This is a genomic window from Actinomycetospora straminea (assembly GCF_028737255.1).
GTDB lineage: Bacteria > Actinomycetota > Actinomycetes > Mycobacteriales > Pseudonocardiaceae > Actinomycetospora > Actinomycetospora straminea.
The window spans coordinates 46,023-64,670 of record NZ_JAQZAN010000013.1 but is presented as its reverse complement, the minus strand read 5'-3'; the positions used below and the strand labels follow the sequence as shown (position 1 = coordinate 64,670).

General features: G+C 69.7%; 19 protein-coding genes. 10 read left to right on the top strand and 9 right to left on the bottom strand.

The features are described from left to right. Nucleotides 1-15: 15 nt before the first annotated feature. Entirely contained in the window at nucleotides 16-447 is a 432-nt protein-coding gene (locus PH190_RS18080; RefSeq protein ID WP_274232918.1) for a DUF6069 family protein, read from the bottom strand. A gap of 203 nt (nucleotides 448-650) precedes the next feature. Between PH190_RS18080 and PH190_RS18075 the strand changes: the two genes are divergently transcribed. Genes PH190_RS18075 through PH190_RS18065 form a run of 3 tightly spaced genes read left to right on the top strand, consistent with a single transcriptional unit; the run spans nucleotide 651 to nucleotide 2,621 of the window. Further along, nucleotides 651-1,475 (top strand): SH3-like domain-containing protein, encoded by an 825-nt coding sequence (locus tag PH190_RS18075; RefSeq protein WP_274232917.1) that lies wholly within the window; start codon nucleotides 651-653, stop codon nucleotides 1,473-1,475. Nucleotides 1,476-1,513: 38 nt separating this feature from the next. After that, a complete protein-coding gene (gene scnC, locus PH190_RS18070) occupies nucleotides 1,514-2,242 on the top strand; it encodes a thiocyanate hydrolase subunit gamma (protein ID WP_274232916.1) in 729 nt (242 codons plus the stop codon). A 16-nt stretch (nucleotides 2,243-2,258) separates the two neighbouring features. Next, the gene (locus PH190_RS18065; protein WP_274232915.1) at nucleotides 2,259-2,621 is read left to right on the top strand and encodes an SH3-like domain-containing protein; all 363 of its coding nucleotides are present in this window, start codon (nucleotides 2,259-2,261) and stop codon (nucleotides 2,619-2,621) included. Nucleotides 2,622-2,636: 15 nt separating this feature from the next. Here PH190_RS18065 and PH190_RS18060 read toward each other — a convergent pair whose 3' ends face one another. The 3 genes from PH190_RS18060 to PH190_RS18050 form a co-directional block, all read right to left on the bottom strand. Then, nucleotides 2,637-2,954, bottom strand: coding sequence for a hypothetical protein (locus PH190_RS18060; protein ID WP_274232914.1), 318 nt, complete (start codon nucleotides 2,952-2,954; stop codon nucleotides 2,637-2,639). A gap of 64 nt (nucleotides 2,955-3,018) precedes the next feature. Beyond that, nucleotides 3,019-6,081, bottom strand: coding sequence for an ATP-binding protein (locus PH190_RS18055; protein ID WP_274232913.1), 3,063 nt, complete (start codon nucleotides 6,079-6,081; stop codon nucleotides 3,019-3,021). A gap of 43 nt (nucleotides 6,082-6,124) precedes the next feature. Then, nucleotides 6,125-7,564: an FAD-binding oxidoreductase gene (locus tag PH190_RS18050; RefSeq protein ID WP_274232912.1), complete on the bottom strand. Its 1,440-nt coding sequence runs from the start codon at nucleotides 7,562-7,564 to the stop codon at nucleotides 6,125-6,127. 357 nt (nucleotides 7,565-7,921) lie between these two features. Between PH190_RS18050 and PH190_RS18045 the strand changes: the two genes are divergently transcribed. Then, on the top strand, nucleotides 7,922-8,251 hold the full coding sequence (locus PH190_RS18045; RefSeq protein WP_274232911.1) for a GYD domain-containing protein: 330 nt from the start codon (nucleotides 7,922-7,924) through the stop codon (nucleotides 8,249-8,251). A 10-nt stretch (nucleotides 8,252-8,261) separates the two neighbouring features. Here PH190_RS18045 and PH190_RS18040 read toward each other — a convergent pair whose 3' ends face one another. Continuing rightward, complete coding sequence (locus PH190_RS18040; protein ID WP_274232910.1) at nucleotides 8,262-9,416, bottom strand: nitroreductase/quinone reductase family protein; 1,155 nt, start codon at nucleotides 9,414-9,416, stop codon at nucleotides 8,262-8,264. Nucleotides 9,417-9,549: 133 nt separating this feature from the next. Then, the gene (locus tag PH190_RS18035; protein WP_274232909.1) at nucleotides 9,550-10,128 is read right to left on the bottom strand and encodes a VOC family protein; all 579 of its coding nucleotides are present in this window, start codon (nucleotides 10,126-10,128) and stop codon (nucleotides 9,550-9,552) included. Between the two features lie 59 nt (nucleotides 10,129-10,187). Here PH190_RS18035 and PH190_RS18030 point away from each other — a divergent pair, with 59 nt between their 5' ends. From PH190_RS18030 to PH190_RS18015, 5 genes are all read left to right on the top strand, one after another. Further along, on the top strand, nucleotides 10,188-10,814 hold the full coding sequence (locus PH190_RS18030) for a TetR/AcrR family transcriptional regulator (protein WP_274232908.1): 627 nt from the start codon (nucleotides 10,188-10,190) through the stop codon (nucleotides 10,812-10,814). 1,183 nt (nucleotides 10,815-11,997) lie between these two features. Next, nucleotides 11,998-12,939 carry a rolling circle replication-associated protein gene (locus PH190_RS18025; protein WP_274232907.1) on the top strand — a complete coding sequence of 314 codons (942 nt, stop codon included), beginning with the start codon at nucleotides 11,998-12,000 and terminating at the stop codon, nucleotides 12,937-12,939. A gap of 64 nt (nucleotides 12,940-13,003) precedes the next feature. After that, a complete protein-coding gene (locus PH190_RS30840; protein ID WP_420791669.1) occupies nucleotides 13,004-13,501 on the top strand; it encodes a DUF4365 domain-containing protein in 498 nt (165 codons plus the stop codon). A gap of 415 nt (nucleotides 13,502-13,916) precedes the next feature. Next, on the top strand, nucleotides 13,917-14,966 hold the full coding sequence (locus PH190_RS18020; protein WP_274232906.1) for a hypothetical protein: 1,050 nt from the start codon (nucleotides 13,917-13,919) through the stop codon (nucleotides 14,964-14,966). A gap of 121 nt (nucleotides 14,967-15,087) precedes the next feature. Further along, nucleotides 15,088-15,963, top strand: a complete 876-nt coding sequence (locus PH190_RS18015) for a hypothetical protein (RefSeq protein WP_274232905.1) — start codon at nucleotides 15,088-15,090, stop codon at nucleotides 15,961-15,963. Between the two features lie 57 nt (nucleotides 15,964-16,020). On the opposite strand, the gene PH190_RS18010 is transcribed toward PH190_RS18015, so the two are convergent. Genes PH190_RS18010 through PH190_RS18000 form a run of 3 tightly spaced genes read right to left on the bottom strand, consistent with a single transcriptional unit; the run spans nucleotide 16,021 to nucleotide 18,049 of the window. Next, the gene (locus tag PH190_RS18010) at nucleotides 16,021-16,458 is read right to left on the bottom strand and encodes an NUDIX hydrolase (RefSeq protein ID WP_274232904.1); all 438 of its coding nucleotides are present in this window, start codon (nucleotides 16,456-16,458) and stop codon (nucleotides 16,021-16,023) included. Next, the gene (locus PH190_RS18005; RefSeq protein WP_274232903.1) at nucleotides 16,455-17,261 is read right to left on the bottom strand and encodes a PP2C family serine/threonine-protein phosphatase; all 807 of its coding nucleotides are present in this window, start codon (nucleotides 17,259-17,261) and stop codon (nucleotides 16,455-16,457) included. The genes PH190_RS18010 and PH190_RS18005 overlap by 4 nt, the downstream gene beginning before the upstream one ends. Further along, on the bottom strand, nucleotides 17,258-18,049 hold the full coding sequence (locus PH190_RS18000) for a GntR family transcriptional regulator (RefSeq protein WP_274232902.1): 792 nt from the start codon (nucleotides 18,047-18,049) through the stop codon (nucleotides 17,258-17,260). Before PH190_RS18000 ends, PH190_RS18005 begins: the two co-directional genes overlap by 4 nt. A gap of 244 nt (nucleotides 18,050-18,293) precedes the next feature. On the opposite strand from PH190_RS18000, the gene PH190_RS17995 reads away from it, so the two are divergent. Next, nucleotides 18,294-18,632, top strand: coding sequence for a hypothetical protein (locus tag PH190_RS17995; protein ID WP_274232901.1), 339 nt, complete (start codon nucleotides 18,294-18,296; stop codon nucleotides 18,630-18,632). Nucleotides 18,633-18,648 lie beyond the last annotated feature (16 nt).

Sequence of the window (18,648 nt, the reverse complement as noted above, 5' to 3'; positions counted from 1 at the left end):
TCTCGTCGGTGCCGGTCAGGACAGGCGGCGGGCGATCGCCGGGATCACGATGGCGGCCGCGACGACGTGGGTCAGCATCAGCAGCAGCTTCGTCGTCGTGGTCGCCTCCGCGGTGATGTCCGGGACCAGCGACAGCACGGTGAGCACGATCGTCGTCCGGACGAACGCCGTGCGGGGGCGACGCGCCGCGACAGCGAGCACGACGGCGAGCGCCAGGCCCACCACCGAGAAGATGACCGTGAGGACGGCGAAGCCGAACGCCGGGATCGGCGCGCCGCCGACGACCGGGCTCATCCCGAGGACGTCGGCCGCGGCCGCGACGGTCGTGGTCGCCGCGCCGGCGACGCCGGCGGCCTTGACGCCGTCGACGACGAGCGGCGTGACCGGCGTCCTCTCGGTGATGGTGTCGGTCGCCGGGGCGGCGTGGGCGGCGGTGGTGACGGACATGGTGGCCTCCGGTGGTGCGGTGACCGGCCCCGTGCCGGTCCCTCACCTCCGCGACGAGCGGGGCCGGCCGCTTTTCGACACGCGCCCGGAAAAAAACTTCCGCTGGTGTCGTCGGTCGCCGATCGACCCCTTCCCGTGTGAGCTGGTTCACCTTAGCCTCTACGCCGTGAGGATCAGGCCGGTAAGCCGATAGGGGGACGACGGTGGGCAACTCGGTGATGGGCGATCTGTCGAGTCAGCTGCGCGTGGCGTGGCACCGCGTCCAGGACTGGGCCTACCCGGACCAGATCGATCACGAGATGTACCGGGCCTACATGAAGACCCCGCACGACGTCGGTGGTGAGCCGGACGCCCCCGCCCTGTTCGAGGACAAGGAGGAGGAGCAGTGGGAGCTCAACACCTTCGTCACGTGTGAGGTCCTGGGATGGCGCGGCATCTGGACGTCCGAGGAACGCCGCAGGATCGGGAACGTCGACCTCGGGCGGACGAACTACCTCGGCCTGCCCTACTACGGGCGCTGGCTGTGGGCGATCGCCCGCGTCCTGGTGGAGAAGAGGCACATCACCCTCGGCGAGCTGATCGAGCGGGTGGACGAGGTCCGGGAACGCTGGGCCGACGACCCCGGCCGGGCCATCGATGCCGCGCCCCGCGCGACCGGGGACACCGAGGCGGTGGCCCGGAACCGTCACCACCTCGAGGCGGCCGGCAAGGGTGATCCGCAGTGCTTCGCCGGGACGGCGGGCACGCCCGGCTTCGCGGTCGGCGACACGGTGTCCGTCCGTGACCTGCCGACGATCTTCTACACGCGCACCCAGGAGTACCTGAGGGGCGCGAGCGGGACGGTGGCCAAGGTCTCCTACGAGAGCCTGGCGCCGGAGGACGAGGCGTTCGACCGGGAGGACCAGGGCTCCGAGTGGTTCTACATCGTGCGCTTTCGCATGGCCGACCTCTGGGAGGCCTACACGGGGCCCGCGAACGACACGCTCCAGGCCGAGATCTCGGAGCGGTGGCTCCGAGCGGCGGCCTGACCGGCCGCACACCGACCGTGGGACGAGGGGAGACGGGAATGGCGGAGACGCACCGGGACGGGTCGGGGCACGACACGCACCAGCACGCCGGCACGGCACCGATGGTCGAGGAGGTCACCGACTTCGAGGTGCTGGAGATCGCGCTGCGGGAGCTCGCCATCGAGAAGGGCCTGTTCACGGCCGAGGACCACCGGCGCTACACCGAGCACGTGGAGCAGCTCGAGCCGGCCGCCGGGTCCCGGTTCGTCGCGAAGGCCTGGCTCGACCCGGACTTCCGGCGGCTGGCGCTCTCCGACGCCATCGCCGCCTCGCGGGAGATGGGGATCGACTGGCTGCACCCGACCGGGTTCGGCACCCCGAGCGACTTCACCGCGTTCGAGGTGCTCGAGGACACCCCGACCCTCCACCACGTGATCGTCTGCACCCTGTGCTCCTGCTATCCGCGCCCGATCCTCGGCATGTCACCGGAGTGGTACCGGACGCCGAACTACCGTCGTCGCATCGTGCGCTGGCCGCGTCAGGTGCTGGCGGAGTTCGGTCTCTACCTGTCCGAGGACGTCGAGGTCCGCGTGGAGGACTCGAACTCGAAGCACCGGTTCATGGTGCTCCCGGTGCGGCCGGACGGCACGGAGGGCTGGACCGAGGAGCAGCTCGCGGAGATCGTCACTCGCGACTGCCTGATCGGGGTCGCCCTGCCCAGGCCCGGGGTCACGTCGAACGCGATCCGGCCGCGGCATCCCGCGATCCGTCCGGTCACCGGCGACTAGTCCACGAGGAGAGGACATGACGACCGACCACGACATCTCCTCCGTCCGCGTGCGGGCGCTGGAGCAGATCGTCGAGCGCGGACAGACGTGGGACCGGATGGCGGCGCGGTACCACGTCACCCACCCGCTGCCGCCCTGGAAATCGCGTCTCGACGCCACCTGCGACGCGCTCGACGACGAGGGCGCGGCCCTGCCCCTGCTCACCCGTCGCGACGACGAGGACCGGATGTCCCGGGAGGTGTACGCGTCGCTGCCCTACCCCGAGAACCAGCTCGTCGCCCTGGCGCACTCGCTGGTGACCCGGAACGTCGTCGACGAGGACGAACTGGCCGCCCGCATGGCGGCGGTGCGCGCCCGACTCGACGCGGCGGGGGCCTGACCTGCTCGGCCGCGCCTACGGCACTCTCGACGCATGCCGAGTGGCCGGCTCCGGGCGATGCTGGTGGCAGGGCAGCGTCGACCCGGGCCCACCGGGATCGGCCCGTGTCGCCAGGACGGCGGTGGCCAGGCGCGGGATCAGGCCGTCGTTGCTGAGGCGGTACCCGAACTCGGCGTAGGCGCTCAGTTCCCGGGACACGAGCTCGCCGAGCGGCCCGGGGTAGATGCGGCGGGCGTGCCACGCCGCCGCGCGGAATCGGGACCGTTCGTGCGGTGGCAGGGCCTCGGCATCGCCGTGGATGCGCGGGGGCGCCGGAAAGAGCTTGATCGTCACGGCCTGTCCTCCTGATCCCCGGGGGAGGCGACCGTAGGGTCCCGTGCGCTCGGGCAGCGTTCGCTCAGTCGGTGACGGGGCGAACGCCGCGGCGCGCGAGGTCGTCCGTGCAGCGCTGCAGCAGGGCGACGCTGCCGTGGGCGGAGGCCATCCGGGCGGCGGAACGCAGTCGGTCGACCGCCGCTTCGCGCTGGTCGTGGGCAGATCGCATCCGCATCACCTCGGGCATCCACCAGACGTCGTCGCGAGCCAGACCGTCCGCGATCGCCTCGTCCAGGGTCTCCCTGGCCGCGTCGTGTCGGTCGAGTCCCGTCAGCAGGTCGGCGAGCAGCGAGAGCCAGTACGGCATCCGGCTCAGCGAGCCTTCCGCCCGCAGGTTGTCGATGCCGCGCTCGGTGATCGCTGCGCCGGAGGCGTCGCCGCGCGACCAGCCGTCGAGGATCAGCACCCACTCGCGGTAGTAGGCGAAGCCGTACCGGTCGCACAGGTCGCGCGCTTCGGCGACGGCGGCGGTCATCGCGGGAACGTCTCCGCGCAGTTGGTGGGTGATCCCGGCGTAGGCCAGCGAGGCGGCGAGGGTGTAGGGGTGGTCGATCTCCCGGGCCCGCGCCACGGCGGCGCGGCAGCTCGCCAGTGCCGCGTCGTCCTGCCCGAGCAGCCAGTAGGCGTGCGCGGCCCACGCCCGCCCGTACACGTCCGGGCGGGCGCCGACGCTCAGCACGTGCCGGTCGCCCGACAGCGTGGCGGCGAGCTCGAAGTGGCGCGCGGCGGCGGCGGGTATCCCGCAGCTGAAGGCGGCGCCGGCGACGGCGAAATGGGCCGGACCGCTCCGTTCGGCATCAGGGTCGACCATGGCGAGGGCGCGGTTCGCCACGCGGTGACCGTCGGCGATGCGTCCCTGGACCTGCCGCGATGTCCACAGCGCGACCAGGGCGCGCTGCGCCGAGTCCCGACGGCCCAGGGACTCCGCGAGCGCGAGCGACCGTTCGACCACGCGCTGGAGCTCCGGGGACGCGTAGCCGTGCTCGGCGTTGAGCGGTGCGCCGATCGCCTCGAGGACGGCGAGCTCGTACCCGTCCCGGGCCCGGCCCTCCGGCATGGAGCTGACGGCGTCGAGCGCGGCGGTCTGCAGCCGGACGGCCTCGACGTGCGCGGACCTCTTCACGGCGATCTCCGCCGCCCGTCCGTAGTACACCACCGCCCGCTCCGGGCGCCCGGCGCGCGCGTACTGCTCCGCGAGCTGGACCGACACCGCATCGGTGTCGGCGGCGTGGAGGAGCTCGAGACCCTGGGCGACCCGCCGGTGCAGCAACCACCGACGCGCCGGGCTGACCATCTCGTAGGCCGTGTCCCGGAGCAGGTCGTGCGAGAACTCGTAGCCGTCGTGGCGCACGCGCAGGATGCGCCTCCGCCAGAGCTCGTCGACGCCGTGGACCACGTCGACCGCCTCGAGGTCAGCGGCCTCCGTGAGCAGGTCGAGCGTGACCTGGGTCCCGACCACGGCCGCCACGCCGGCGACCTCGCGGGCCGTCGACGTCGCCTGCGCGAGCCTCCTGCGCAGGACGGCACCGAGGGCGCGGTCCGGCGCCGACGTACCGTGCCGGTCGATCATGGCCCGCACGGCCTCGACGACGGAGAGCGGGTATCCGGCCGTCGCCGCGTACAGCAGCGTCGCCTCCTCCTCGCTCATCGACCTGCCGGAGATCGTCTCGGCGAGCTGCGCGGTGGCGGCCGCGTGCAGCGGCTCGAGCGTCATCTCGGTGAGGAGACCGGTCGCTCCCATCCTGGCGGCCCACTCGACCGCTGCCGGGCCGGAGTCGTCGGCGCGGAGCGTCCCCACCACCATCAGGGGGGCCTCCGGGTCGAGGCCGAGGACGAAGGTCAGGAACGCCAGCGTCTCCTGGTCGCACCACTGCACGTTGTCCAGCACCAGCAGGGTCCGACGGCCGACCTCGATCAGCGCCCGTGCCAGCCCCTCGAAGAAGCGGTGACGCTGCCAGGCGTCGATCAAGGGCTGGGCGCCGCCGTCGGCGGCTCCACCCGCCGCGAACGGTGGCACCAGCCGCTCGACCTCGGTGCGCCAGACCGGCTCCAGCCTCGTCGTGGCGGCCTCGACCGCCGGGTGACGCAGCCAGTCCGCGACGGGCGCCAGGGCCAGTCGCCCGGCGGCACCGAAGCAGCGGGTGCTCGCCACGACGCCACCCCGGGCCCGCGCCAGCTCGGCGAGCTCGGCGACGAGGCGGGTCTTGCCGACACCGGCATCACCACACACGAGCACCAGCCGCGGACCAGCGGCGGCCTCCCGCCACAGCGACTCGAGCACCCCGAGTTCGTGGGCCCGCCCGATGAGCTCCGAGCCGCTGAGCCCGGCACGCGTCACGGCGGGCTCGACGTCGCCGTGATCCCTGGCCAACAGCCGCTGCACAGCCCGCCGGGTCGACGGGTCCGGATCGACGCCGAGCTCGCGCTCGAGTACCGACGCACATCGATGGAAGGTGCTCACGGCACCCGCCCGGTCACCGAGCTCGGCCTGCCACTCCATCAAGGCCCGATAGCCGACCTCCTCCAGGGGCCGGAGCTGGACCCGCCGTCGGGCGACCTCGATCGCTCCCGCCAGGTCGCCGGTGCGTGCCCGGGTCGAGGACAGCAGATCGCACAGCTCCCCGCACTGACGCTCGAGCTCTTCACGCACAGCCAGGACCCATTCGTCCTGCCGTCCCGGGAGGAACTCGCCCCGATACCGATCGAGCGCCTTCGCCGCGTTCGCGACGATCGTCGCGTCGACATCCGAGGCCAGCGCTGCTGCGCGGTGCAGGGCGAACTCGCGGACGTCGACCCGGCACCCCGGGGTGTCGCGCCAGGTCAGGTCCCTCGACGTCACCACCAGTGACATCTCGTCGCCGAGGATCTGCCGCAGCTGGTGCAGCTCGCGTCGCACGTTGGTCAGGGCCTGCGGCCCGGAGGAATCGGGCCAGAACAGACCGGCGATGCGTTGCCGGCTCTGCGGTGCTCCCGCGTGTGCGACGAGGTAGGCGACCAGCGCGACCGTTCGCGACGAACCACACCGGAGCTCGCCGGTGCGTTCGTCGACGATGACCTGCTCCCCCAGGAGGGAGACGCGCAGCATGGCTTCGGCCGACCCTGTCGACGTCGCGGACCAGCCCGTGTCCTCAGTCGAGCGGTATCACGTTGTTGTTGCGGCGGAAGAAGTTCTCGGGATCGTAGATCTTCTTGATCTGCCGGAGCCGATGCAGGTTGCGACCGAAGGCAGTGCCGACCCCGGCGTCGAGCGGTTCGTCCGCGATGCCGGTGAAGTTCAGGAACGGCACGCCGGTGCCGTAGGTGGTCATCTCGTCCCAGGCCGAGCGGGTCCACGTGACCGCCGCGTGGTCCTGCGCAGGATCGGTCCACATGCTGTCGAAGGACACCATGAACGGCGACGATCGCTCCGGGAACGCCGTCTCCTCGGCGCCGACGTCGTGGACGGCCCCACCGAGCCGGAAGGTGTTGACGAGGCTCATCGGCCCCGGCCGGTCGAGGGCGCGTGCCGCGATCGCGTCGATGGCGTCGTCGGGGAGCCGCTCGAGGTACTGCGACTTCCAGTACGCCCGGAGCGCGCCGCGGGGGAAGAAGGGATCGAACGCGGACTGCACCGCCGTGTACGGCATCGGTTGGGACATGTCGAACAGCGGTGCGCCCAGCTCCCGGAGCGGTTGCAGATCGGCCATCGCGGCGTCGACGTCGCTGCCGCAGTGCACCGCACCGACGATCGCGACCGGACGATCGTGGATGACCTCGGGCATGCCCGGGGCCGCGGGGAAGGTCATCGTGACGATGAAGGTGGTGATCTCCCGGGGAGCATCGAGGGCGTAGTCCCGCCACCGCCGCTCCACGTCGGCGAGGTCGGCGAGCGGGTAGAACGTCCCCGCGAAGCCCACGATCGGCCCGACGGGGTGCAGGCGGAAGGTGAACGAGGTGACGATGCCGAAGTTCCCGCCGCCGCCGCGCAGCGCCCAGAGCAGGTCCGGGTTCTCCTCCGCCGACGCCGTGAGCGCGCGCCCGTCCGCGGTCACGACCTGGGCCTCGACGAGGTTGTCGCAGCTCAGGCCGTACTTCGCGTTCAGGTTGCCGTAGCCACCACCGAGGGTCAGGCCTGCGACGCCGGTCTCCGACACACGACCCAGGGGAACGGCCAGCCCGAAGGCCTGCGTCTCGCGGTCGACATCACCGAGCAGGGCACCTCCCTGCACGTGCGCCAGCCGCCGCACGGGATCGACCTGGACGCCCCGCATCGCCGACAGGTCGATGAGCATGCCGTCGCTGACCGTCGACAGTCCGGCCACGGAGTGTCCGCCGCCCCGGACACCGACGAGCAGGCCGTGCTCACGCGCGAAGGTCACCGCATCGACGACGTCAGCGGTGCCGGTGCACCTGGTGACGAGGGCCGGTCGGTCGGTGGCCATGGCGTTCCACGGCGGGCGCGGGTCGGCCGCGTCCCTGACCCCGTCCTGGGCCACCACGGCGCCGCGGAAGTGCGCCTGGAGCTCCTGGAGGATGTCCTCCGCCAGCTGTTCCTGCGAGCCGTCCGGCCGCACCGCCGTCACCGTCATCGTCCCGTCCCCGATCTTCGGTCCTCCACCACCGCTCGTCCGCCGTCCGACGGCGGCTGCCGACGCGGAGGGGGGGTGACGCTACGCGCCGGCCCCGGAACGCCGACGCGCCTGAACGGGGGATTGACCGTCCGAGACGATCAGGGCACGGGCTGATACGGACACGCTGCGTCAGCCTGCGACGCGTGGAGCCGCCTGAGCATCGTGGGCCGCCGACTCGCACCACGACCCGCACCACGAGCGTGCCTCCGCGGCGCCCGTCGGCTTCTCCCGTGTTTGACAGCGCGGCCTCGGGAACACGACGATCGTGACCTGGATCACAGCAATCCGGTCGGAGTCCACCTGCGGAGGTCGATCATGCCGTTGTACATGTACGAGGCCGCCTACACGGCTGAGTCGTTGGCGGCGCAGATTCGCGAGCCCCAGGACCGCCTGGAGGCCACCCGGGACCTCTACGAGGCTGCCGGCGTCACTGTCGTGGTCGCCGGTCATCCCCTCGGGGAGCACGACGTCGTGATCGTCTTCGACGCGCCTGACGACACGGCGGCGGCCAGCGTGGCGCTCACCATCGGCGCGGGAGGAGCGGCCCGGTCGGGTCGAACGACGCGCCTGTTGAGCACCCAGGAGTGGAAGGAGTCGCTGGAGCGCGCGCAGGGCGTGGCGTCCCGGTACCGGCCGGCGCGATGATCATCCGCAGTCACGTCCGGCTCGGTCGCAGGCGCACCAGCGCGATGCGGCGCCGGACCTTGGCCCGGTAGCCCTCGAAGCCGGGCCAGGCCGCGACGAAGCGGGCCCAGAGCGCCGCGTACTCGTCGTCGCCGACCTCCTCGGCGACGACGTCGACGTGCTCCCCCCGGTGCGCGACTCGCGCGTGCGGTTCCGCCTGCAGGTTGAGCCACCACGGCGGCTCACGGTCGACCCCGCCGTGGGACGCGGCGACCAACAGGTCGTCGCCGTCGGGGAGAGCCAGGACCATGACCGTGCGAGCCTGCCCGCTGCGCCGACCGGTGGTCGTGAGCGCGACGACCTCGGTGCCCGCGATCCACCGATGGCCCCGCCGTCCGTGGGTGGCGCGCACGATGGCGACCTGCGCACGGGTGACCACCTTCATGAGGATCACCATCCGGCGATCCCTCGGGGAGAGGCCCTTCCCGAACAGCCGCCCCGCTCGGGTGAGGAAGCGGCGTTCGGTGAGCGCGAGGATGACCCGGAGCGCCGGAGGGGCGTCGGCGAGGAGCACGCGGCGTTCGGCCGGTGTCGCGTGCCCGACCACCCAGGGCACGACGAACGTGAGCGTCGCGAGCCCCAACGTGCCACGGAAGCGTTCCTGCAAACGTGCGTAGTCCTCGACCCGAACCCGCTCGGCGATGATCGGGAAGACGTCGCGCTCCTCGTCGGCGACGTGACGGGCGAGCAGGTCGGCGAGCTCGTGCAGGGTCGCCGCGAGCTGCGGGGTCGCGACGTCGGAGACCGCCAGCTCGCCGGCCCGGGCGAGGAGGGGATCGAGGCGCTCGTGGTCCTCGGTCAGCGCCACCAGGGCCGTCCGGTCCCCCGCGACCGCCTCGAGCAGCGGCCACACGTCGTCGTCCTCCACCCGGTGGTGGTTGACGATCTCGACGGTCATCCCGTGCAGGTGGCGGCGCAACAGCCGCAGACGGCGCCGGTCGGGAGCGGCGACGAGCTCGTCGGCCACCGCCGCGAGCCGCGCGAGGTCGCGCGTCATCGCCCGGTGCACCACCCGGTAGTCGAGCAGGTCGGGCGCCGGGTCTCCCGGCGCTCGGGGCCTCCCGGAGCGGAACGGGGCGGTACGGGGCGCAGCGCCAGGGGTCGCGCTGCGATCGACGACGGTCATGGTGGTCCTCCTCGGTCGGCTGGGGTCGGTCGTGATCTCTCGTGTCTCGGTCATGGCTCGATCCTGGCGACGCGACCGCGGCCACGGATCCGTACTGAGTACGGATCCAGCGGCCCGGCGCGGGAGCCACCGGTCACCCCGGCGCCGGCGTCGGCGACGAGGACGCGGGCGTCGACGGCCCGGCTGCCGCGGTGCCCTCGTCACACCCGATCAGTGGCCGGTCGTGGCTGTGCCGGTATCCGTCGGCGGTCAGCTCGTAGCCCCGGAAGTGGCCCCACGGCCGCACCGGGACCCCGACGAGGACGTCGATGCCGTCGGGGTCGATCACGGAGACCAGGTCGGCGTCGTCGTGGCGGCGAGACGTGGGGCTCAGGCCGAGCGCGGCGGCGTGGCGGCGGTACCGCTCGAGCGCTGCGGCGTCCCGGACCTGCCAGATGATCGGGTGCTCCCCGCGCAGATCCGCCGGCCCCTCGAGCGACGCTCGCCACCGCAGGCTCAGGGCGAACCCGATGCGTGGGTCGCCCAGGCTGCACCCGGTGACCTGGCCGTCGTGGACGAACTCGCGCATCACGGTGAGCCCGAGCAGCCGGGTGTAGAACTGGGCGCTCGCGGCGATGTCGGTCACCGGCAGCATCGCGACGAGGACCGCTCGTGGGTGTGGGAGGTCCTGGTCGGTCGGGCTGGCGCTGCTGGCTCCTGGGTGTGCGACCATGGCGGTCTCCTGCAGATCTGACAGGGTGTGTAACGAATACAGTAGGTGTCAGGAGGGCGATGGGCAAGCGTGCGTACGACTCACCTCTGCGCTCCACCCAGGCGACCCGGACGCGGGAGTCGATCGTCGAAGCGGCACGGCGTGCGTTCGTGCGCGACGGGTACGGCGGCACCTCGATGGCGTCGCTCGCGCGCGAGGCCGGTGTCTCGCGCGAAACGCTCTACAAGATCTTCCGGACCAAGCCCGACCTGCTCAAGGCGGTCTACGACGTGGCCGTCGTCGGCGACCACGAGGCCGTGGCGGTGGCGGAGCGGTCGGAGTACACCCGGATGTTGGCCGACCCCGACCCCGAGGCGGCCGCCCGGACGTTCGGGGTGCTCTCCGCCGAGCTCGTCGAGCGCATCGGACCGGTGCTGAGGGTGCTCGCCGAGGCTGCCCACGAGCCGGAGCTGCAGGAACTGCTCGAAGCCACACGGGCCGAACGCCTCGAGGGCACCCGAGACCTGCTCGTCCGGCTCTCCGGGACGGCGGAGGGGCCGGCCCTGGACCGCGCCGTCGACGTGGTGTGGACCCTCATCTCCCCCGAGGTGGCGCTGCTGCTCACCGACCAGCGCGGCTGGACACGCGAACAGTACGGACGGTGGCTCGGCGACTGCGTCGCCGAACAGGTCAAACAGCTGCGCTGACGATCCGCACGCGAGGGCCCGGGCGGAGGCGAGGCGAGGTGTCGAGGTCCCCGGTGGGGACAACCGCACCGACGCCGACCGGGAGCAGGCTTCCTGAAGGGGGAACCTGCTGGTCGGGGTGGAGCCGCCTGTCGGAATCGAACCGACGACCTACGCATTACGAGTCGAGCCGGTCGTGTCCTGAACCGTCGGTCTGAGTCTGTGAGCTGCTGAGCCACGGCCCGGCCGACGGTCCTGCACGACCCTCGTCGGCGGCGAACTGCAACCGGAACTGCCACCACGGCGGGCATCACCCGCCGCGGTTCCGCCTGTCCTGATCACGACGTCTCGGCGCCCTGGTTGGTCCCACGGAGGGGCCGACCATGCTGCACCTCTTCCAGCACAACGAACACGTCCCGTACTCCGCAAGGCTCGGCCTCGGGGGCTCTCCCTCGGCGGCGCGGGGTCGCCTCGGACAGGTCGGGCGCGCGAGGGCAAGGGCCACACCCTCCGTCCTCGGTGACGCCTCGAGCACCGCCGTGGCCCTTGCGGGAGTGCGACCGGGCTGTCAGACCCCGGAAGCGCCGGCGAGGGAGAGACACCGCCGCGACCACCTCCCCGCCGCACACCTGCCCGTCCGCGTCGACCCCTCCCTTGGTGGTGCCCGGGTCCAGGGCGGAGCGCCTGGCCTCCGGAGGACGAACCAGGGCACCACCACGCGTCCCGGCGGCCTCCGATGACCCGGCCGTCGTCCTGGCGCTCCCTGCCTGATCCGTGGCGCACGTACAACCCCGCGCCCGCTCCCTCCCTGTCGTCGGTGGCGGCCGTGGGAGGCGAGGCCGGCCCGCCGGCGCGGGTCGAAGACAGGAGCGGCCGGCGGAAGCCGGCCGCGTCCGACCCGGCCGCTGCCCCGGCGTCAGCCGAGGGCCGGCCGCCAGGGCTTGTTCTATGTGCCATATCGGGCCGGGAGGCTCAGGAATCGACGTCGGTCCCAGATGACCCGGGGTCGCTGTGGTCGCCCCGGTTCCCCTCCCCCGAGCTCGTCGACGCCGCGGCCGCGCTGCTGCCCGCGGTCACCGAGGAGGCGGGCACGCTCGCGGAGGGTCCGCGGTGGGAGCTGACGGTCGGGCCGGGGATGTTCGCCGTCGCCTGTCACGACTGGTCTCGCCGGGAGCGCACCGGCGAGCGGGCGTACGAGGCGCACGTGAAGGACGTGGACCAGGACGTTGCCGCGCACATTGCGACCGGCGAGTGGCCGGAGAAGCCACCGCCGCGCTCGTCGATCACGGCCTGGTCGCGGAAGTCGCGGAACCGGATGACGCGCCGGCTGTGCGAGCTGGACTACACGCCGCTCTACCGGGACGGCCGGCTGCCGGCGATGGTGACGCTGACCTACCCCGGCGACTGGCTGACCGTCGTCCCGACAGGGCAGGACCTGAAGCGGCACATGAAGGCGCTGCGGAAGCGCTACCTGCGCGCGTGGGGCGAGGACTGGTCGTGCGTGTGGAAGCTCGAGTTCCAGCGCCGCGGAGCGCCGCACGTCCACATGCTCTGCACTCCCCCGCACGGGCTGTCGAAGACGACTGGCGAGCGCTTCGCCGTCTGGCTGTCGGCGGCCTGGGCCGGCGTCGTCGATCACCCGGACCCCGAGCAGCGCCGGCGCCACGACCTGGCCGGGACGGCGCTGGACTACGCGGAGGGGCTCCGGGCCACCGACCCTCGTCGCGTCGCGGCGTACTTCACGAAGCACGGGCTGATGGCGGCGAAGGAGTACCAGCACGAGGTGCCGGCGGGGTGGCGCGAGCCGGGCCATGGTCCGGGCCGCTTCTGGGGCGTGTGGAACCTCGAGCGCGCCACCCACACCGTCGTCGTCCGACCCGAGGACGGCGTCCAGGCCGGCCGCATCGCCCGCCGCTGGGCTCGAGCACAGCGACGCGCGCAGCAGACCTGGAAGCCGCGCACCTGCTCCCGCACCGGTCGCGTGCAGCTCCGCAAGTCGCGCTCTCGCGTCCAGCTGATGACCAACGGCAATCGTGGCTGGATCGCCCTCAACCATGGTCCGGCGTTCACAGCGGTCCTTTCCCGCTACCTGATCGAGGGGAAGGTCTCCATCGGAGAAGGTCAGGGGCTCAGAGGGCGCCTCTGATCTACGCACCAGCTCGTTGTCGGACCAAGCTGGTACCCAGCACTCAGCGGAGGAGGCGAGGCGTATGACGCTTGCACGACGAGCGTCGACGTCTCGTGTCAAACGACACGGTTCCTCAACGCGGCACGCAACCATGCCGCGGTCAAGACCTAGTAACGCTCCGTGCCCACTGGTAGATACAGAGATCCGGCGAGCCGCACGGCTCGGCCACCGGTCTCTGGAAGCGAGCCTCCGCAGCATGCCGCCGACAACGCGCGTGAAGCCCGTGTTCGACGAGAACTTCACGGACTGCATGGAGCAGCTCCAAGAGGGCTACGTAGGCGCGGTGGCGGCCACAGCAGGGTGCAGCTTCGAGATCAAGCGCAAAGATCGCTATGGCTCGGACATCGAGATTGTCCGTCCAGGTAAGAACGGTGGCGAAGAGGTCGCCGTCAAGGCACAGCTCAAGAGCACCACGCAGCTGAAGCCTAGCCAGCGAGGGAGACGTTCTCGTACCAGTTTACGAAGCGCGCGTACTTCGAGAAGCTGGCTATCCCCCGCACAACCCAGAAAGCAATCCTGATCGTGATGACGACGCATCCCGAGCAGGAACGCTGGACGTGCTGCTCGCACGAGAATATCTCGATACTACACTGCTGCTACTGGCTTTGGATGGAAGGCCAAGTTGCCCGACCCGGCATTGAACGCCCGTATGTCTCAATTCCAACCGCGAACATTTTTGACGCCGCATCCTTAAGTCGGATGTTGGACAACATCGAGTCCACGGGGGCGCCGGCATGAGTGAGACTCCTCAGATTGCCCCCACCGACGTACCTCCAGCTAAATTGATTGCCCTTCTGCAAGAGTGTGGCTGGACAGTATCGGGCGGTCGTTCGGGTTTGTATTCTCGACTCCGGCCACCCGAAGACAGACAGATCGCACAGAAATGGTCCCTCGTAGTACCTCTAGATACGCAGGCGCCGGATTACGGCGAAGTGATGGGCGACGCTCTCTCAACATTGCAAGAGCCGATCAATTCGGCGGACTGGCTACGGGTTGTACTCCCCCGACTGGTGCAGGTCTCGACCGATTCGTTTTTCTTCCACAAAGAGAGCACAGCGCCTTCCGGTCTCATTTCTTGGCGCGACGGCGAGGATTTGGTGCGGTCCTCTCGGGCAACACTGATTGCGGGGGCAAAGACCTATCTCGGACAGCTCAAGCGCTTCAGCAACAAGTTCGGCCACTTTGCTGGCAGGTACTTGGACACGGTGCTTATGGGCCAGACAGCCCCCGGAAGCTACGTGGTGACCGCTCACGCACCAGCCCAAGCAGCGATTCCTATATCTTCCTCAAAGTCCGAGACTAAGACCGCTCTCCCATCGCTTGAAGTCGCTTCTGGAAGAGACGTCACGTCTTCTATCGCGCGAGCGCTAGAGTCAACCGAAGATGCCCTTTTCGAAGCTAGGAAGAGCAACGACGTCGGGGCGTTCGACAACCGCGTTAGCACCGGGGTCTCGTACGACCTGCTGACCGCCTTGCAAGGAGTAACGAAGGACTCGGACGGTGCGGAGATTCGACTCGAGTGGGACGTTGACGCCGACGTCGGCGAGAGCCGACTACTTAAGGTCGAGTTTCGTGGAAGCGACTCCACAATTCTTGAGAGGGCCGCAGCCAGGCTATCTGTGGCCGAGGAGTCAACGCCGGCGTACATCGTGGTCGGACGCGTTCATCTCCTAACCCGTAAGGAAGTCGGAGGTCCCGGCGTATTTGGTATCGACTCCATTGGGGCGGGTGGACGAAAGTTCCGGGTGCGCTTGGCAGACGCCGACGAGTATCACGAAGCGGTACGAGCCCACGAGGAGGAAATCGCACTTCGCGTCTCCGGAAGGCTTGAACGTGAAGCGAATATCAGCTGGCTCTACGACGCCACGATCATCGGCACCGCGGGACCAGCGTCAGGGGCGCGCGGTGGTCGCGGGGCGAGTGAGCCACTTGATAACCAGATGACGCTTGACGACACCCTCGCGGACGAGTCAACAGGCTCCTGAGCCGTCCCAACGGCCCCTTAGTGCACTAGAACTGAAAGCTGGATCAGTCCACGTCTCGTCGATTCCTCCAGCATCGAGTTGAGTAGATTCACGCTGACCAAGTAAGGACGTTGGGAGAGTCGTGAACGATTCGTATAGGTCTAGCGACGAGCTAAAGTCGAAAGTTAAGCAGTGGCTGGTCGCGACCGGGTATCCACTTGAGATGCGAGTGGCAACAGTCTTTCGGGCGCGAAACCCTATGATGCTGACGCAGGGCGGACACTACCTTGATCCATCGACTGGAGGCGTGAGAGAAACCGACATCGAGGTCCTCTGGATGCAGATGACCGAACGCCTCGCGATCCTCGCGCTATATGTAATAGTAGAGTGCAAGGCGGGCGACCAGCCATGGGTTCTCTTCGCAGACCCTGACACCCAAGAATACATCGAGGTGGGCTACTACAACTTTGCCGTTTCGGCTTCTGCCGAGCCTGACGATGATCGGCTCGTGGGGAGCGTGCACGACCAGATACTTGGTCATGGGGCGCCCCTCTTTGAAGGTCCGACTCCTGCGTGTTATGGAATCGTGCAGATGAAGGGGCGTCCGAATTCCGCCGATAAGGGCGACGAAAGGAACGAAGCTTACGACGCAGTTCGGCAAGCGGCGTCCGGCGCGGTTGGGGCTCTGAGAGATTTGAAACCTTCCACAGAGCCGCCGAGTCTCCACTATGCGGTCCCAGTTGTGGTCACCACGCACCCGCTCTACATCTCCTCACTTGACGCCGAGGGCGAAGTCGTAGTTGAGCCGACTGACAGCGGGTGCCTGCTAGTACGACCGGCCGGATCGGCCGACTCGATATTGGTGCATGTGCTGCACGAGTCGGGCCTGGAGCGTTGGGCCGATCTTTGCGAGGAAACCGCGTCCGCCTTTGAGGGCGTCGAGCTCCACGACGGCAGGGTTCTACGCCCCGCGAGGAAAGCGCGGCGACTAGTTCGGCGGATAGCCGGGCGTTCTTAGTGCCTCGGGCACGGGTCGCTGGCCACGGCAAGATCAGCGCGTCGGGGTGGTGACCCGCTAGCTCCCGTAGACGGCTACTCCGTCGTGTGCGCGACTTGCTGGTGGACCGTCTGCTAAGCGAAGAGCGTCCTCAATGCGCACCGCGAACGCTGGAGCCATCTGTTTTATGATCTCCGCCGGATCGGTCCATAGGACCTCGGCGGCCTCGTCAGAAGGTGTTGGTGTTCCGCTCAAATACCGACAGCGATAGACAAGAGCTACAACATTCTTTTGAAGATTCTTATAGACGCCCGTTAGTTGCTCAACCTCTACCTGGACGTTCGTCTCTTCGAGAACCTCTCTAACTACTCCCTGCTCGAACGTCTCATCGGCTTCGAGCACACCGCCTGGCGCCTGCCACTGGTCGTTGTCTCGCCGCCGAATCACGAGAACCCGGCCATCTCTGTCGAGAGTCACCCCGGCGACCGAGACCGAGAGGATAGGGTGTCCGGTCACGGGAAGGTCACCACAGCCGCAGTCTTGTCGTCGTGCTGCTTGAACCGTGGGAGCTCGAGAGCCGCCGGGTCCTTGTCCTCTTCCCACTCGTGCAGCTCGAGGAGCATGTCCTCAAGCTCGTCCTGAGTGCGGCTGACCACGTCGTCGAGCGGGATGCCCAGGTGACGAAGTGGCTTGTCGGCGCCGTCCGTGAGCATCACCAGCCACGGGAGGTTCGAGGGCACGGTTCGAGTGACGGCGTCGTGCCCTGCCTCCGGCCTGGCCTCGGCGATCCAGTAGCCGCCGGGCTTGTTGAGCAGGGGCAGCTGCTCGGCGCGGACAGCGCGGACCAGTTTGCGGTGCACGTCGTCGTAGCCAGAGCCCCGGCGCAGACGCTCGTACGCCTTCGTCCGGCTCGGGAGGTCCAGGCGGGCGAGCCGGTCGTCGGTGAGCAGCTCGCCAGCGGGCCCGAGGTAGATCGGGCTGTCACCCAAGACGAGGAGGTCGACCTCCTCGCCGCGCCGGCGGGCGATGCTGACGGTCGAGGACGGCGACTCCCCCGGCATAAGCCGCAGCTCGGCGACGGTCGATCGGATGGCGTCGGCGAGGGCGTGCGGGAGAGGCATGTCCGGCTCGGCGTCCAGGACGTCGATGAGAGCCGCGGCCAGGTGGTCGACGTAGTCGGCGACCGTGACCCTGGTGTCGCTGCCGGAGGCGCCGTCGAGGACGACGACCGTGTTCTGGCCGACGCGGACCCGGTCCTCGTTGGGGGCGTCGCCGGCCGGGAGTTCGGCGCTGACGACGTGAAGGCCGGCCGGGCTCATTGCTGGGCCTCCTCGCTGTCGTTCTCCGCGTTCCACTCGAAGTGCATGATCCACTGGTAGGTCGGTAGGACGTCCTCGCGGTACTCCACGGCCGTGCCGTCCTCGAGGTAGGCGATGTGGACGATCTCGTACACCTGCTGGGTCTCGGAGAGCGCGAAGAAGCGCTCCTCGGCGGCTGACGGGGTCCGGACTCGCACGTCCTCGGTGAACCGCACCGGGCCCTTGCCGATCTCTGCGAGGCGTGAGTACGTCCCACCCGGTCCGGTGTCGACGTCGGTCACCCCGGCCTGCTCGGCGAGGCCCCACGGAAAGTAAGAGGTGGCCAGCAGGACCGGCTCGTCGGAGGCGAACATCTCGCGCTTGCGGATGAGCACCATCTCGCCGACCTCGAGTCCCAGGACCTCGCGCGCGGTTTCCGGGGGTGCGACCTGGCCGAGCTGGGCGAGTTTGGTCGACGGCTTGAGACCGAGGCGCCTGATCTCGAAGTCGAAGGCGCCGCGGCTGCCGTCTTCCTCGCGGGAGCTGCGGGCGTAGCGGCGGCTGCTGTTGCGCCGGATCGGCGGGATGGCGCGGACGACGGTGCCCCGCCCCCGCAGGACGCGGACGAGCCCTTCGCCGCGGAGCAGCTGCACGGCTCGGTTGATGGTCACCCGGGAGACGCCGTACTCGGCGGCGAGCTCGGACTCCGCCGGCAGCGTCGAGCCCGGGGCGTAGTCCTGGCGCTCGATGCCTTCGCGCAGCAGGTCGGCGACCTGTCGGTACTGCGATTTCGCCGCCTCGAGCGCCACCGCCAGTCCCTCCTCGTGCTCACCAGTGCCGGTCAGGGCCTATCAGTGGCCGTTAGTCCCCACTCTAGTGACAGGACGTCCTACGTCCTACTTGCGTTGCCTTCGGCGCGTGCTACCTTCCACACACGGGACGTCGGACGTCCGACGTCGTATGTGTAAGGAGATCGCCGTGCAGGTGGATGACGACTCCGGAGCCGGCCGCCGACTGGTGCCCCGCCCGGAAGCAACAAGACGGACTGACCCCTTGATCGCCGCTCTGGACGAGGGCGCCGAGGCGGTGCGGCTGGCCAACCACGCAGCTCGGGACGGGCTCGTCGAGGTGGTCGGTCTCTACGGAGCGCTCGGCTCCGTCGTGACGCTGGTCGATCGGCTCCCGCAGGTCGTGCTGTTCGCCCAGCGCTGCGCCATGGCCAACGGCACCGCGGGCCTCGTCGACGACACCGGGCGCGACCCCGGCGAGCGGCTCGTCGAGTTCATCGCCTGGCTCGGCGAAGGCCACGCCGGGCTGCTCGGTGCCGGACGAGCGCTCGGGCGCGGCCACGCCGCGCTCTCCCACCTCGGCCACCGACCGGTGTCCGCCTGACCCACCCCCAGGAGAA